The organism is Sphingomonas sp. HITSZ_GF, assembly GCF_029543155.1.
Lineage (GTDB): Bacteria > Pseudomonadota > Alphaproteobacteria > Sphingomonadales > Sphingomonadaceae > Sphingomonas.
The window spans coordinates 800,653-815,305 of record NZ_JARQXA010000001.1 but is presented as its reverse complement, the minus strand read 5'-3'; the positions used below and the strand labels follow the sequence as shown (position 1 = coordinate 815,305).

Below are 14,653 nucleotides of genomic sequence, written 5' to 3'. Positions count from 1 at the left end.
GACAGGCGCCATGTTCCTTTCCTTCCTCGACGAGCTGCGCGCTGCGGGCATCCCCGCCAGCCTGAAGGAGCATCTGCTCCTGCTCGAGGCGCTCGACCGCGACGTGATCGAACATACGCCCGAGGCCTTCTACTATCTCGCCCGCGCCACCTTCGTGAAGGATGAGGGGCTGCTCGACCGGTTCGACCAGGTCTTCGCCAAGGTCTTCAAGGGCATCGCCACCAGCTATGGCGTCGCCCCCGCCGAGATCCCTGAGGACTGGCTGCGCGCGATCGCCGAGAAATATCTGTCCGCCGAGGAAATGGCCAAGGTCCAGTCGCTCGGGTCGTGGGACGAGATCATGGAGACGCTGAAGAAGCGGCTCGAGGAGCAGCACGCGCGCCACCAGGGCGGCAACAAGTGGGTCGGCACCGGCGGCACCTCTCCCTATGGCAACTCGGGCTATAATCCCGAAGGCGTCCGCATCGGCGGCGAGAGCAAGCACAAGCGCGCGCTGAAGGTGTGGGAGGGGCGCGAGTTCCGCAACCTCGACAGCACCAAGGAGCTCGGCACCCGCAACATCAAGGTGGCGCTGCGCCGCCTGCGCCGCTTCGCCCGCGAGGGCGCTGCCGACGAGCTCGACATCGACGCGACGATCGACGGCACCGCGCGCCAGGGCTGGCTCGACGTCCATATGCGCCCCGAGCGGCACAACGCCGTGAAACTGCTGCTCTTCCTCGACGTCGGCGGATCGATGGACCCGTTCATCAAGGTCTGCGAGGAACTGTTCTCGGCCGCGACCAGCGAGTTCAAGAACCTCGAGTTCTTCTATTTCCACAACTGCCTCTACGAAGGCGTGTGGAAGGACAATCGCCGCCGTTTCCAGGAGCGCACGCCCACCTGGGACATCCTCCACAAATACGGGCACGACTATAAGCTGGTGTTCGTCGGCGATGCCTCGATGAGCGCGTACGAGATCACCCATCCCGGCGGCTCGGTCGAGCATTTCAACGAGGAGCCGGGCGCGGTGTGGATGCAGCGCACGCTGAACACCTATCCCGCCGCGGTGTGGCTCAACCCGATCCCGCGCGAGCAATGGGGCTATACCCAGTCGGTGCGAATCCTGCGCGAGCTGATGAACGAGCGGATGTACCCGCTCAGCCTGGCCGGGCTCGACGAGGCGATGCGCGAGCTCAGCCGCAAGCGCTAGGGCTTCTCGGCCTTCACTTCGTCCTTCGCCGTCTTGACGATCCGCCTTACGATCTCGCCCGATTGCTTGATCGAGCTGACGTCGTCGCGCGTGGCGTAGAGCCCGCGCAGAAAGCCCTGGTCGAGCGCGGTCAGCTCGGGATCGGTGAAGCTCGTATCCTTGTCGAACAGCGTGATGATCGAATCGACATTGCCGCCGTCCCTGGGCGGGCGGGCGCCGGCAAGCGTGCGCATCGCGAGATAGTCGGCGATCTGGACCACAGACTTGCCGACCACCGCCTGGTCATCGATCACCACGATCGACTTCACCGTCACCTGCCGCGTCGGCAGGGTGATGCGCGAGGCCTGGCTCATCGTGACATATTTGACGCCGTCTTCGTCGCTGTCGGCAGCGTTGCCCAGCTCGTCGCGCACTTCGATCGTGCTCCAGGCATGCACCGGGCCCTCGCGCAGCGCTTTGCGCAGATTGATCATGGAGAGGCTGCCGAAAAAGCCGGGAAAGCGCTTCTGCAGCGCCACCACGAAATCATCGGCGTCATGCGCGACCATCAGCGCGACATTGGGCCGGCAGCCGGCCTCGCCGACCTTGGCGCCGGCATCGAGCGCCACCGCGCGGAACCGGGACTCGATCGCCTTGGCGGCATCGGGGCCAAGCCCGGCGACCAGCGGGCAGACCGGCTCGGCGAAGCGCGCGAGCTGCCCGTCGACGCTGTAGCCGATCTGGCGGACGAAGCGCCGGGCCTCCTTGGGCGGCACTTCGCGCGCGCCGACGACGACGATGTTGTTCTCGTCCTGCTCCTGCTTGTCCTGCGGCTTTGCCTGCTGGGCGAAGGCCGGCGCGGCGACCAGCGCCAGCGCGAGAATGGCGGGAGCAAGGGCGATGCGCATCAGGGCTGCTTTCCGGAGACCATGGCCTTGGAGATTCGCCAGGCCTGGTCCGAAGCCTGTTCGTTCGGATTGCGCAGCCGGTAGAGATTGGCGAGCAGGCCCAGGTCCATATCGGTGATCTCGGTGGGCGGCGGCGCGACATTGGGATCGAACAGCGACAGGATCGAGGCCGAGGCGATCGAGCCCTTGGCGGGCGGCTTGGCGCCTACCAGCGTGCGCATCACCACATAGTCGCCAAGCTGGCGCACCGATTTGCCGAGCGCGGTCTTGCGGTCCATCACCACCACTGCGTTGATCGTGACCGCCTGGGTGTCGCCTTCCATCATCGGCGGATAGTCGGGATCGTCGTTGCCGGTGGAGATGTTGCCCACCTCGTCCCGCGTCACCACCAGTCGCCAGGCGTGGATCGGGCCGGACTGGAACGCATCCCGCAGCGCGCCGTCGTCGAGGTTGGTGAAGGCGGCGTTGCGCCGCTTGCGCATCATCTGGATCAGCGCGTCCGAATTGTCGGCGAACACGATCATCAGGTTCGGCTCGCACTTCTCCTTCGCCATGCGAACGGTGGCGGCGGTGCCGACGATGCGGATGCGGTCCTGGATCGAGCTGTTGAAGCGCGGCGGCAGGCCGATGACGAGCGGGCAGACCGGATCGACGAAGCGGGCAAGCTGGCCGTCGTCCACATCGAGCACCTGGCGGATATAGCGCTGGGCGCGCTTGATCGGCTTGGGGCCCTGCCCGGTGACGACGATGTTGTTGTCAGGCTGGGGCTGCGGCTTGGGGGCCTCCTGCGCATGCGCGAGCGGCACCGCGGCAAAGGAGAGCAGGCACAACGAAACCAGGCAACGGGCATTGCGCATAACGTTCGATCCTCTCGTTCGTCGGGATCTCCGCATGCGCCGGCTTCTTCAGAGTCGGTCGACAGCCCGATGTAAACGACGGAGTATCGCACCGTCATGCGCCTGTCCATTGGCCGCCTCGGTGGCCAGCGCCATCAGGCGAACCGCGCCGAAGCTGGCAGCCAGGCCCTTCAGCCGCAGCGCGGCCGAGGCCCAGGCATCGGGGCTGTCGGCGGACTTCATCGTCTCGAGGCACCGCTGCACCCCGTCGAGAAACGCCTCGCGCAGCTCCGCGATCAGCGCGGGCTCGTCACCCACCGCCGCCGCCAGCGTCGCATCGATTGCACCCGGATCATACGCCATGCACCGATCCTAGCGCGGACACCGTTAACGCCGCGTTTCCAAGGCCCCGATCCGGGGAGTGTTGGTACAGGGGCGAAATGTGGTAAATGCGCGTCATGATTGGGGGAAAACCTGCCGAGCCGCTGGCCGCGAACGAAGACGCGGAAGAGCTGGTCCTGTCCGACGCCGAGGCCGCGGAAGCGGTCGCGGACATGCCTGCCACCTATGACGCGGACGAGGATGAAGACGACGCGCCCCGCCGCGGGCTGGGCTGGATGCTCCCCACCCTCGCCATCCTGCTCGTGCTGGGCTGGTTCGGCGCGATGGGCTGGCTAGTGCGTGCCAGCTTCGCCCCGCCGGTGGACCCTGCCCGCCTCGTCCAGCTGATCGCAGCGCTCTGCGTGCCCCCTGCCCTGGTCGGCATCCTCTATCTGCTGCTGCTCCGCACGAGCCGGGCCGAGGCGCAGCGCTTCGGCGCCAGCGCCCGGGCGATGCGCGCCGAGGCGGCAAGCCTCGAGCGCGTCGTCGCGACGCTCTCGCGCAAGATCGAGGAGAACCGCGCGGCGCTGGCCGAGCAGACCAACATCCTCATCGCGATGGGCGAGCGCGCCAGCGAGAAGCTCGAGAGCGCTTCGACCAGCGCCGCCGCCCAGGCGCGCTCGATCGACGCCAGCACCCGTCATCTCGGCGAGAGCGCCGCCGATGCCGAGCGCCGCGTCGAAGTGATCCTCGCCTCGCTGCCCAAGGCGCATGAGGAGATGCGCGGGCTGTCCGACCGGGTCGATGCCGCCGGGCTGCTCGCCAGCGAGCGCGCCGCCGCGCTCGATACCCAGCTCTCGGCGCTTTCGGAGCGCGGGCGCGAGGCCGACCAGATCGCCGGCGGCGCCGCCGACCGGCTCGCCGCGCACATCGCGCGCATGGAAGCGACCAGCGAGACCGCCAGCGCCCGGCTGGAGCGAGTCACCGGCGAGATGTCGACCCAGGTCGACGCCGTGCTCGATCGCGCCGCCAACGCAGTGGACGAGGCGCGCAAGGGCATCGCCACCCAGGGCGAGGCGATCCTCGCCATGCTCTCGGCCAACCAGGCCGCACTCGATCGCGCCGGTCGCGACAGCGCCGAGGCGCTGGGCGAGCGGATGTCGACGATCGAGGAAGCGATCGATCGCATCGGCACCCGCATTACCGAGGAACAGGGGCGCGGCGACGCGCTGTTCACCGGACTGACCGATGGGGTCGGCCGGTTCGACCGGCAGCTCAACGCGGTTCACGACCATGGCCTGGAACGCACCCAGACCCTCGCCGCTTCGGTGAGCGCGCTGCACGGCTCGGTCGATGCTATGACCGTTGCACTGAACACCGGCGACGAGACCGCGCGCAAGGTAATCGGCACCTCGGAGGAGCTGCTGACCGCGCTCGACGCCTCGGCCCGCGAGATCGACGAGACGCTGCCCGAGGCGCTGGAGCGGCTCGACGCGCGCATCGTCCAGAGCCGCCAGGTGGTTGCCGGCGCCAAGCCCGAGCTGCTCGCCCTGGTCACCGCCGCCGAGAGCACGCATGACGCGATCGAGGCGATCGCCGACGTGGTCAGCCAGCAGCGCGACACGCTCGCCAAGACCCAGGCCTCGCTGCTCGAGACGCTGGCGACCGGCGGCGACCAGGCGACGCAGCTCAGCACGATCGTCGACGAGACCATCGCCACCACCCGCCGCTTCGCCGAGAGCGCGGCGCCGCAGCTCGTCGATGCGCTGCTCAGCGTGCGCGAAACGTCGAGTGCCGCTGCCAACCATGCCCGCGAGACGCTTTCGGCCATCGTGCCGCATGCCGAGCGGGCGATCGAGGAAGCCGCGGGCGACGCGCTGCGCCGCGCCGTCGACGCCTCGATCCGCCGCCAGCTCTCCGAGCTCGCGGAAACCACCGAAGCCGCGGTCAACGCCGCCACCCGCGCCTCCGAGCGCCTCACCCAGCAGATGGTGACGCTCGCCGACACCACCGCCCAGGTCGAAAGCCGGATTGCGGAAGGGCGCAAGGAGCGCGAGGAGTCCGACAGCGACAATTTCGCTCGCCGCGTCTCGCTGCTGATCGAAGCGCTCAACTCGGCCTCGATCGACATCACCAAGGCCTTCTCGGCCGATGTCACCGACAGCGCCTGGTCGGCCTATCTGAAGGGCGATCGCGGCGTGTTCACGCGCCGCGCCGTGCGCCTGCTCGATCCCTCGGACACCCGCGAGATCCACCGGCTCTACGAAGACGACGAGACCTTCCGCGACAACGTCAACCGCTACATCCATGATTTCGAGGCGATGCTCCGCCAGATCCTGGCGCTGCGCGACGGCTCGCCGCTGGGCGTGACTTTGCTCTCGTCGGACATGGGCAAGCTGTACGTGGCGCTGGCCCAGGCGATCGAGCGGCTACGGACCTGACGGCTGGGTTGCAATGTAGGATTTCGCCTGCTTGGCTTTCGCGGTCCGGCAACTGCCCGGCCGCTCTTTGCCCTGTAGGAAATATAGGATTCCCCGCGCGCAAGGATGTTGCGAGATGCGGCGCGCTTGCGGGAACCGTGTCAACTTGAGCGCCGCGAAAACGGGGTTTTGGCGTGTCCTTCGTGTCCTTTGGCGAGTCGCCCCGCCCCGCGCGGTTGGACGCGCCTACGATCTGTTCGCCGGGTTCAGATGCGCCCACCAGTCGAGCATCTCGGTGGTCACCCAGCCATTGACGTAGTTCAGGTAGAAGATCGCGAACAGGATCGTCGCGACGATCGTGGTGCGCTTGGCGATCTTCTTCGCGTCGAACTCGTGCGGCGCGCTCGGCGCCTGGCCGGGAACGAGCTCCACGCCCGCCTCCTCGCTGGTCTTCACGCCGAACGGCAGGACGAGGAAGACAGAGAAGGCCCAGAACAGGAAATAGATTGCGAGCGCGGACTTCCAGGGCATGCGTATCTCGTAGGGATGGTTGCCCGGGAACGAAAGCTTCTTGTTCCCCGGCGAAGGCCGGGGCCCAGTTGCAACGTCTTTCGAGAGGTTAGGCTGCGCCAACCAGATGCGCTGAGACTGGGCCCCGGCTTTCGCCGGGGAACGGATCAAGTCTACCGCACGCAATCCCGACCTTCGCCGGGATGACGAAAGTAGCGCAGCGGCTATTGCTCGATGATCAGCACATCGACGATCGGCTTCTTGCCGGTGTAGCGCACCGCGGCGCGGCGAACCGCCAGGCGAAGGCTTTCGCGCAGCTTCTCGACATCACCCTTGCCGTCCTTCCGCACCGCTTCGCGCGCGGCATCGACAGCCTCGGCGATGAAATCCTCGCGATCCTCTTCCACCGGCACGCCCTGGAGCCGGATCTGCGGCTCGCCGGCGAGCTTGCCGTTGCGGATCGCCACTGCCACGCTGATCTGGCCGTGGAAGGAGATGCGGCGGCGTTCGTTGATCGTCGTGCCGTCCGCCGGCAGGATGATGTCGCCGTCGAGCACCAGGCGCCCCGCCGGCGCGTGGCCGAGCTGCTCGGGATCGCCGGGCGCCAGGCGCCAGATCTCGCCGTTCACCTGGTTGATCGCCTTGGGCACGCCCAGTGACAGCGCGAAGCGTGACTGCTCGTGCATGTGGCGAACCTCGCCGTGCACCGGCAGGATGATCTCCGGGCGGATCCACTTGTACATCTCGGCCAGCTCGGGGCGGCCCGGATGGCCCGAGACGTGGATGAAGGCCTGGCGATCGGTGATGATGTCGACATTCGCAGCGGCCAGCGTGTTCATGATGCGGCCGATCGCGATCTCGTTGCCCGGGATCTGGCGCGAGGAAAAGACAACCAGGTCGCCGCTGGTGAGCTTGAGCGGGTGCGTGCCCTCGGCAATGCGGTTGAGCGCGGCGCGCGGCTCGCCCTGCCCACCCGTGGCGACGATCAGCACCTTGTCGCGCGGCATCGTCATCGCCGTGTCGAAATCGACCGTCTCGGGGAAGTCGCGCAGATAGCCGGTCTGCTTGGCGACGCGCAGGATGCGATCGAGCGACCGCCCGGCGACGCAGAGCGCCCTGCCCGTGTCTTGCGCCACTTCGCCCAGCGTCTGGAGCCGTGCGGCGTTCGAGGCGAAGGTGGTGACCAGCACGCGCCCCTTGGCGCCGCCGATCACTTCGTCCAGCCCCTTGCGAACATCGCCTTCGGAACCCGAGGCCTGGGGATTGAAGACGTTGGTGCTGTCGCAGACGAGCGCCAGCACGCCCTTGTCGCCGATCGCGGTCAGTTCCTCGGCGGTGGAGGCGCCGCCCAGCGAGGGGGAGTCGTCGAGCTTCCAGTCGCCGGTGTGGAACACGCTGCCATAGGGCGTGTCGATCAGCACGGCATTGCCCTCGGGGATCGAGTGGGCCAGCGGCGTGTAGGTGATGCGGAACGGCCCGAGGTTGAACGGCCCTTCCTCGTCGACGACGTTGAGCTCGACCTTCTCCTCGATGCCCTCTTCCTCGAGCTTGCCGCGGATCAGGCCGGCGGTGAACGGGGTGGCATAGAGCGGCACGCCAAGGTCGCCCGCCAGATAGGGCAGCGCGCCGATATGGTCTTCATGGCCGTGCGTGAGGACGATGCCGAGCAGATCGTCGATCCGCTCCTCGATGAACTGCAGGTCGGGCAGGATCACGTCGATCCCCGGATATTCGGGGCTGCCGAAGGTGATGCCGCAATCGACCATCAGCCACTTGCCCTGGCAGCCATAGAGATTGACGTTCATGCCGATCTCGCCCGAGCCGCCGAGCGCGAGGAACAGGAGTTCTTTTTCAGGGGTCACTTGGTTTCCTTGGTCAACGGCTGCGCTCCCACAGCATCGCCAACCCTTGAATGGTCAAATCGGGTTCGATCACGTCGAATATGGGGGTGTGCTTCTCGAAAAGCACGGCCAGGCCGCCGGTCGCGATCACTTTGATCGGGCGGCCGATCTCGGCCTTCAACCGTGCGACCAGGCCCTCGATCATTGCGACATAGCCCCAATAGATGCCGATATGCATCTGATCGACGGTGTTGCGGCCAATCACGCTGGTGCTCGCCGGCGCGGTGATCGCGATGCGCGGCAGCTTGGCGGCAGCGGTGACGAGCGCGTCGAGGGAGAGGTTGATGCCCGGGGCGATGATCCCGCCCTTATAGGCGCCGCGATAGTCGACCACCTCGAAGGTGGTAGCGGTACCGAAATCGATGATGATCAGGTCGCCCGGATGGCGGGCGTGGCCGGCGATCATGTTGAGCGCCCGGTCGGCGCCCAGCCCTTGCGGCTCCTCGACGTCGAGCGGGAAGCCCCATTCGGCCTTGCCCTGCCCGGCGATCACCGCGTCGGTCTTGAAATACTTGCTGCTCAGCACCTGGAGGTTGTGCAGCGCGCGCGGGACGACGGTGCCGATGATCACGCCGGTGACGTCCGAACGGTCATAGCCCTCGAGGCTGAGCAGCTGACTCAGCCACACCGCATATTCGTCCGCCGTGCGCCGCGGATCGGTGGCGATGCGCCAGCGCGCGCGGACTTCCTGCCCTTCGAGCAGGGCGAAGACGACATTGGTGTTGCCGGCATCGATGGCGAGCAGCATTTCCGGGCCTCTCAGAGCAGGAACACGTCTGCGGCGTGAATGACATGGCTGGTGCCGTCGGCCAAGCGCAGGATGAGCGCGCCTTCGCTGTCGAGCCCGCCGAACAGCCCGTCGATGCTCGATCCGTCGGCAAGCCGGGCCGTCAGCGCGGTGCCGATCGGGTGGGCCCGGGCGAGCCAGCGCTCGCGAACCGGCGCGATGCCGTCACGCCAGCGGCTGACCCAGCGGGCGAAGCTTTCGGCCAGCGTCTCGGCGAAGAGCTGGGGATCGGGCGCCGGGCCGTGCGCGGCGAAGCTGGTCGCCTTGCGGTCCAGGTCTTCCGGATGATGCGCCAGGTTGACGCCAAAGCCGAGGATGACGGCGTCCCCCACCCGTTCGAGCAGGATGCCGGAAAGCTTGGCGCCGTCCACCAGCAGGTCGTTGGGCCATTTGAGCATCGGCTCCAGCCCGAACACCCGCGCCGTCTCGTCGAGCGCGACCGCGGCGACCAGCGCCAGCGTGGCGGGGGACGGCTCGCCTGCCCGCGTCCGCACCAGCGTGGAGACATAGAGATTGCCGAGCGGCGACTGCCAGGCGCGGCCTTGTCGGCCCTTGCCCGCGGTCTGCCGCTCGGCTCTCAGCCACAGGCCTTCGCTCGCCCCGTTTCGGGCGAGCTCGGCCATGTCGGCATTGGTCGATCCCGTCTCGGCGACGGTTCGGACGGTGACGGTCAGAACAGCGCCTTCGCGGCGGCGCCGGTCCAGATCTCGAGATAGCCCAGCAGCGGCCAGCCCAGCGGCGAGATCACGACTGCGGCGATCACCAGCAGCACGCCCTCGACCCGGTCGGTACGGCCGCCGAACGCCGGCGCCGGCTCGTCGAAGTACATGACCTTGACGATCTTGAGATAGTAATAGGCACCGATCGTCGAGGCCGCTGCGGCCACCGCGGCGAAGACGTACAGGCCCGCATGCACCGCCGCCAGGAACACCTGCAGCTTCGAGAAGAAGCCGAGCAGCGGCGGAATGCCGGCGAGGCTGAACATGAAAATCGCCATCGCCACTGCGAGGCCCGGGCGCGTGCGCGACATGCCAGCCAGGCTCGCGATCGTCTCGACCGGGCGACCCTCATGGTCGCGCATCTGCAGGACGACGAGGAAGCTGCCCAGCGTCATCACGACGTAGATGGCGACATAGTAGAGCACGCTCGACACGCCCGCCTCGCCACCGGCGGCGAGGCCGACCAGCGCGAAGCCGACATTGGCGATCGACGAATAGGCGAGCAGGCGCTTGATGTTGTCCTGACGGATCGCGGCGACCGAGCCGAAGATGATCGATGCCAGCGAGGCGAAGATCACGATCTGGCGCCAGTCGGCGATCGCCGGGCCCATCGCGTCGATCGCGACGCGCGTGGCGAGCGCAATCGCAGCGACCTTGGGAGCCGAGGCGAAGAAGGCCGTGACCGGGGTCGGCGCGCCTTCGTACACGTCCGGCGTCCACATGTGGAACGGCACGGCCGACATCTTGAAGGCGAGGCCCGAGAAGACGAACACCAGGCCGAACAACAGCCCGGTCTTCTGGTCGCCCGAGGCATAGGCGTCGGCGATACCCGAGAACAGCGTCGTGCCCGAGAAGCCGTACACCAGGCTGATGCCGTAGAGCAGGATGCCCGAGGCCAGCGCACCGAGGACAAAATACTTCAGGCCCGCTTCGGCCGAGCGCGTGTCACGGCGCATGAAGCTGGCGAGGATATAGGCCGAGAGGCTCTGCAGCTCGAGGCCGACATAGAGGCTCATCAGGTCGCCCGCCGAGACCATCATGCCCATGCCGGCTGCCGAGAGCAGGATCAGCACGGGATATTCCGGGCGCAGGTCGTCGCCCGAGGTCTCGCCGAAGAAGCGCGGCGCGATCAGGATCGAGACCGCGGCGGCAAGGAAGATCAGCCCCTTGGAAAAAGCGGCGAACATGTCCGGGCGATAGAGCCCGCCAAACGCCTCGCCCCCGGCCGAAGCCGGGCCGGCGAGCGCGATGCCCGCGCCAATCAGCACGGCGATCGCGGTCCAGCTGACCAGCTTGGTCGACTGGGCGCCGCCCCATGCGGCGACGAGCATCAGGGCGATGGCACCCAGGCTGAGCACCAGCTCAGGCAGGGCCATCATCAATTGCAGCGAATAGTTCATCAGTGCGCCTCCCCGTGCGCAGCAGGGGCAGCTTCGTGATGGGCAGCAGGCGCCGCCTTGCCGGGCGTCGGCAGCGAGTCACCGGCAGGCGCAGCGCGCTCCAGGCGAGCGACCAGCTTCTCCACGTCGCCGCGCATCGGCTTCATGAAGCTCTCCGGATAGACGCCCATCCACAGCGTGACCGCTGCCAGTGCGCCGAGCATGACGAACTCGCGAACGTCGAGATCGGGCATCGCCTTCACATCGTCCTTGGTCAGGTCGCCAAAGGCCACCCGGCGGTACAGGTACAGCATGTATGCCGCACCCAGGATGATGCCCGTGGTGCCGAGCAGCGCGTAGAGCGTCGAGACCTGGTACAGGCCGGCAAGGCTCAGGAACTCGCCGATGAAGTTGCTGGTGCCCGGCAGGCCGACCGAGGCCATGGTGAACAGCAGGAACAGCACGGCATAGCGCGGCATGTTGATCGCGAGGCCGCCGTAGCGATCGATCTCGCGGGTGTGCAGGCGATCATAGATCACGCCGACGCAGAGGAAGAGCGCGCCCGAGACCACACCGTGGCCAAGCATCACCATCATCGCGCCCTCGATGCCCTGCGCGTTGAGCGCAAACAGGCCGAAGGTGACGATCGCCATGTGCGCGACCGACGAATAGGCGATCAGCTTCTTCATGTCGTTCTGAACGAGCGCGACGAGCGAGGTATAGACCACCGCGATCGCCGAAAGCGCGAACACCAGCCACAGGAACTGGGCCGAGGCCTCCGGGAACATCGGCAGCGAGAAGCGCAGGAAGCCGTAACCGCCGAGCTTCAGCAGCACGCCTGCCAGGATGACCGAACCGGCGGTCGGCGCCTGCACGTGCGCGTCGGGAAGCCAGGTGTGGACCGGCCACATCGGCATCTTCACTGCGAACGAGGCGAAGAAGGCCAACCATAGCCATGTCTGCACATGCGCCGGGAAGTCATGCTGCATCAGCGCCGGGATCGAGGTCGTGCCGGTGGTCAGGATCATGTAGATGATCGCGATCAGCATCAGCAGCGAGCCGAGCAGCGTGTACAGGAAGAACTTGTACGACGCGTAGATGCGGTTGGCCCCGCCCCAGATGCCGATGATCAGGAACATCGGGATCAGGCCGCCTTCGAAGAAGACGTAGAACAGCATCAGGTCCTGCGCCGCGAAGGTGCCGATCATCAGCACTTCGGTGGCGAGGAACGCCGCCATATATTCGGGCACGCGCTTGGTGATCGAAAGCCAGCTCGCCCCGATGCAGATCGGCATCAGGAAGACCGACAGCACGATCAGCAGCAGCGCAAAGCCGTCGATGCCCAGCGCCCAGGCGAACTCGGCCTGGCCGATGCCGAACAGGCGGACATGCTCGACGAACTGCCACTGGGCAGCGCCGTCGCCGGTCTGGAACTGCGCCCAGAGCAGCATGCCCAGCGCCAGGTCCACGAAGGTGGCGGCAAGCGCCAGCCAGCGCGCACCCTGCGCGTTGAGGAACAGGCAGGCGACCGCGGCAATAGCGGGCACCGCCAGCATGACGGTGAGGATCGGGAAGCCGCTCATCGCGCGATCACCCAGGTCAGCGCGGCAGTGAGGCCGATCAGCATGATGAAGGCATAGGCGTAAACATATCCGGATTGCAGCTTGGCAGTGACACCACCGCCGAGCTGGACGACCTTAGCGGCACCGTTCGGGCCGAAACGGTCGATCGTGGCTTCGTCACCCTTCTTCCAGAACTGACGACCGATCCAGAAGGCCGGGCGCACGAACAGGAAGTTGTAGAGTTCGTCGAAATACCACTTGTTGAGCGAGAAGAGGTAAAGCGGGCGGAACGCATCGGCGAACTTCGCGGGGAAGTCCGGCGCCTTGATATAGGCACCCCAGGCGATGGCCAGGCCGCTCAGCATCGCAATCGTCGCGCTGAGCTTCACCCACACCGGCACCTCGTGCATTGCATGCATCAGATGCTCGTTGAAGGCGACGGCGCCGTGCCAATAGGTCTCGCCCGCGCTCGGCTCGATGAAGAAGCCGTGGAAGACGAAGCCGGCAAAGATCGCGCCCATGGTGAGCACCACCAGCGGGATCAGCATCACGATCGGGCTTTCGTGCGGATGATAGCCCGCCGTGCCGTCGCCCTCATGGGCGTGATCGTGGTGATGATCGTCATGGCCGTGCGCGGCGTGCGCGTCATGCCCATGATCGTCATGGCCATGGCCGTGCGCATCATGCACTGCGTGCTGGATATGCTCCGAAGCGGCCCAGCGCGGCTTGCCGTAGAAGGTAAGGAACACCAGGCGCCAGCTGTAGAAGCTGGTGAGCAGCGCAACGAACACACCAACCCAGAAGGCGCTGGTCTGGCCCGCGGCATAGCTCGCCTCGATGATCGCGTCCTTCGAATGGAAGCCGGCGAAGCCGAACGCCAACGGGTTGCCGAACAGTGCCGGGATACCGACGCCGGTGATGGCGAGGGTGCCGAACATCATCGTCCAGAAGGTGATCGGGATGTGCTTACGCAGGCCGCCATAATAGCGCATGTCCTGCTCATGGTGCATCGCATGGATCACCGAGCCGGCACCCAGGAACAGCAGCGCCTTGAAGAAGGCGTGCGTGAACAGGTGGAACATTGCCGCGCCATAGGCGCCGACGCCGGCGGCGAAGAACATGTAGCCGAGCTGCGAGCAGGTCGAATAGGCGATCACGCGCTTGATGTCGGTCTGCGTCGTGCCGACGGTGGCGGCGAAGAAGCAGGTCGCGGCGCCGACGAAAGTCACCACGCCGAGCGCGACGGCGCTCTGCTCGAACATCGGCGACATGCGGCAGACCATGAACACGCCGGCGGTCACCATGGTCGCGGCGTGGATCAGCGCCGACACCGGGGTCGGGCCTTCCATCGCGTCCGGAAGCCAGGTGTGCAGGCCGAGCTGCGCCGACTTGCCCATCGCGCCGACGAACAGCAGCAGGCAGAGCACCGTCATCGTGTCGAAGCGGTAGCCGAGGAAGCCGATGGTCGAGCCGTGCATGTTCGGCGCGGCGGCGAGGATGGTCGGGATGTCGATCGTGCCGAACACCAGGAAGGTGCCGAAGATACCGAGCATGAAGCCAAGGTCGCCCACGCGGTTGACCACAAAGGCCTTGATCGCAGCGGCATTGGCGCTCGGCTTGCGGAACCAGAAGCCGATCAGCAGATAGGATGCGAGACCCACACCTTCCCAGCCGAAGAACATCTGGACCAAGTTGTTCGCGGTCACGAGCATCAGCATCGCGAAGGTGAAGAGCGACAGATAGGCGAAGAAGCGCGGCTGATCGGGCTCGTCGCTCATATAGCCCCAGCTATAGAGGTGGACGAGCGCCGAGACGCTGGTCACCACCACGAGCATCACCGCGGTCAGGCTGTCGACGCGCAGCGCCCAGTCGACCTGCATCGACCCGCTCAGCATCCAGGTGAACACCGGCGAGATCGTCGGCTCGGCATGGCCGCCGAGATAGCTGATGAAGATCGGCCAGCTCAGCGCGCAGGCGATGAACAGCGAACCCGTGGTGACGACCTTCGGGAAGGTCTTGCCGAAGGCCTTGTTGGAAAGCCCGGCAACGGCTGCCGCGAGCAGCGGCAGGAATACGATGAAATAGATCGGCGACATCAGATGAACCTCGTCACCCCGGCGCGAGCCGGGGTCTCAGGCGAAT

At 66.6% G+C, this 14,653-nt stretch carries 12 protein-coding genes; 2 read left to right on the top strand and 10 right to left on the bottom strand.

Annotated features, from left to right (window positions below; genetic code table 11):
* The first annotated feature begins 10 nt into the window (after positions 1 to 10).
* Complete coding sequence (locus P6144_RS04005; RefSeq protein ID WP_277766413.1) at positions 11 to 1,189, top strand: VWA domain-containing protein; 1,179 nt, start codon at positions 11 to 13, stop codon at positions 1,187 to 1,189.
* Here the strand turns inward: P6144_RS04005 and P6144_RS04000 are convergent.
* The 3 genes from P6144_RS04000 to P6144_RS03990 are packed head-to-tail and all read right to left on the bottom strand — an operon-like array spanning position 1,186 to position 3,275.
* Positions 1,186 to 2,076 carry a hypothetical protein gene (locus tag P6144_RS04000; protein ID WP_277766412.1) on the bottom strand — a complete coding sequence of 297 codons (891 nt, stop codon included), beginning with the start codon at positions 2,074 to 2,076 and terminating at the stop codon, positions 1,186 to 1,188. The two genes, P6144_RS04005 and P6144_RS04000, sit on opposite strands and share 4 nt — an antisense overlap.
* Positions 2,076 to 2,933 carry a hypothetical protein gene (locus P6144_RS03995; protein ID WP_277766411.1) on the bottom strand — a complete coding sequence of 286 codons (858 nt, stop codon included), beginning with the start codon at positions 2,931 to 2,933 and terminating at the stop codon, positions 2,076 to 2,078. Before P6144_RS03995 ends, P6144_RS04000 begins: the two co-directional genes overlap by 1 nt.
* Positions 2,934 to 2,981: 48 nt before the next feature.
* On the bottom strand, positions 2,982 to 3,275 hold the full coding sequence (locus P6144_RS03990; protein WP_277766410.1) for an Hpt domain-containing protein: 294 nt from the start codon (positions 3,273 to 3,275) through the stop codon (positions 2,982 to 2,984).
* Positions 3,276 to 3,361: 86 nt separating this feature from the next.
* On the opposite strand from P6144_RS03990, the gene P6144_RS03985 reads away from it, so the two are divergent.
* Positions 3,362 to 5,674 (top strand): hypothetical protein, encoded by a 2,313-nt coding sequence (locus P6144_RS03985; protein WP_277766409.1) that lies wholly within the window; start codon positions 3,362 to 3,364, stop codon positions 5,672 to 5,674.
* Between the two features lie 225 nt (positions 5,675 to 5,899).
* Here P6144_RS03985 and P6144_RS03980 read toward each other — a convergent pair whose 3' ends face one another.
* The 7 genes from P6144_RS03980 to nuoL form a co-directional block, all read right to left on the bottom strand.
* Entirely contained in the window at positions 5,900 to 6,184 is a 285-nt protein-coding gene (locus P6144_RS03980) for a DUF1467 family protein (RefSeq protein WP_277766408.1), read from the bottom strand.
* 203 nt (positions 6,185 to 6,387) lie between these two features.
* A complete protein-coding gene (locus P6144_RS03975; protein ID WP_277766407.1) occupies positions 6,388 to 8,025 on the bottom strand; it encodes a ribonuclease J in 1,638 nt (545 codons plus the stop codon).
* 13 nt (positions 8,026 to 8,038) lie between these two features.
* Positions 8,039 to 8,812, bottom strand: coding sequence for a type III pantothenate kinase (locus P6144_RS03970; protein WP_277766406.1), 774 nt, complete (start codon positions 8,810 to 8,812; stop codon positions 8,039 to 8,041).
* Between the two features lie 11 nt (positions 8,813 to 8,823).
* Positions 8,824 to 9,525 (bottom strand): biotin--[acetyl-CoA-carboxylase] ligase, encoded by a 702-nt coding sequence (locus tag P6144_RS03965; RefSeq protein ID WP_277766773.1) that lies wholly within the window; start codon positions 9,523 to 9,525, stop codon positions 8,824 to 8,826.
* Positions 9,522 to 10,970, bottom strand: coding sequence for an NADH-quinone oxidoreductase subunit NuoN (nuoN, locus tag P6144_RS03960; RefSeq protein ID WP_277766405.1), 1,449 nt, complete (start codon positions 10,968 to 10,970; stop codon positions 9,522 to 9,524). The genes P6144_RS03965 and nuoN overlap by 4 nt, the downstream gene beginning before the upstream one ends.
* The gene (locus tag P6144_RS03955; RefSeq protein WP_277766404.1) at positions 10,970 to 12,532 is read right to left on the bottom strand and encodes an NADH-quinone oxidoreductase subunit M; all 1,563 of its coding nucleotides are present in this window, start codon (positions 12,530 to 12,532) and stop codon (positions 10,970 to 10,972) included. The genes nuoN and P6144_RS03955 overlap by 1 nt, the downstream gene beginning before the upstream one ends.
* On the bottom strand, positions 12,529 to 14,607 hold the full coding sequence (gene nuoL, locus P6144_RS03950; RefSeq protein ID WP_277766403.1) for an NADH-quinone oxidoreductase subunit L: 2,079 nt from the start codon (positions 14,605 to 14,607) through the stop codon (positions 12,529 to 12,531). The genes P6144_RS03955 and nuoL overlap by 4 nt, the downstream gene beginning before the upstream one ends.
* Between the last annotated feature and the right edge of the window lie 46 nt (positions 14,608 to 14,653).

Bases quoted from the DNA above. Each gene is read 5' to 3' on its own strand.
- P6144_RS03970 (WP_277766406.1), bottom strand. From the start codon at position 8,812: ATGCTGCTCGCCATCGATGCCGGCAACACCAATGTCGTCTTCGCCCTG.
- nuoN (WP_277766405.1), bottom strand. From the start codon at position 10,970: ATGAACTATTCGCTGCAATTGATGATGGCCCTGCCTGAGCTGGTGCTC.
- P6144_RS04000 (WP_277766412.1), bottom strand. From the start codon at position 2,076: ATGCGCATCGCCCTTGCTCCCGCCATTCTCGCGCTGGCGCTGGTCGCC.
- P6144_RS03955 (WP_277766404.1), bottom strand. From the start codon at position 12,532: ATGAGCGGCTTCCCGATCCTCACCGTCATGCTGGCGGTGCCCGCTATT.
- P6144_RS03995 (WP_277766411.1), bottom strand. From the start codon at position 2,933: ATGCGCAATGCCCGTTGCCTGGTTTCGTTGTGCCTGCTCTCCTTTGCC.
- P6144_RS03985 (WP_277766409.1), top strand. From the start codon at position 3,362: ATGCGCGTCATGATTGGGGGAAAACCTGCCGAGCCGCTGGCCGCGAAC.
- P6144_RS04005 (WP_277766413.1), top strand. From the start codon at position 11: ATGTTCCTTTCCTTCCTCGACGAGCTGCGCGCTGCGGGCATCCCCGCC.
- nuoL (WP_277766403.1), bottom strand. From the start codon at position 14,607: ATGTCGCCGATCTATTTCATCGTATTCCTGCCGCTGCTCGCGGCAGCC.
- P6144_RS03990 (WP_277766410.1), bottom strand. From the start codon at position 3,275: ATGGCGTATGATCCGGGTGCAATCGATGCGACGCTGGCGGCGGCGGTG.
- P6144_RS03980 (WP_277766408.1), bottom strand. From the start codon at position 6,184: ATGCCCTGGAAGTCCGCGCTCGCAATCTATTTCCTGTTCTGGGCCTTC.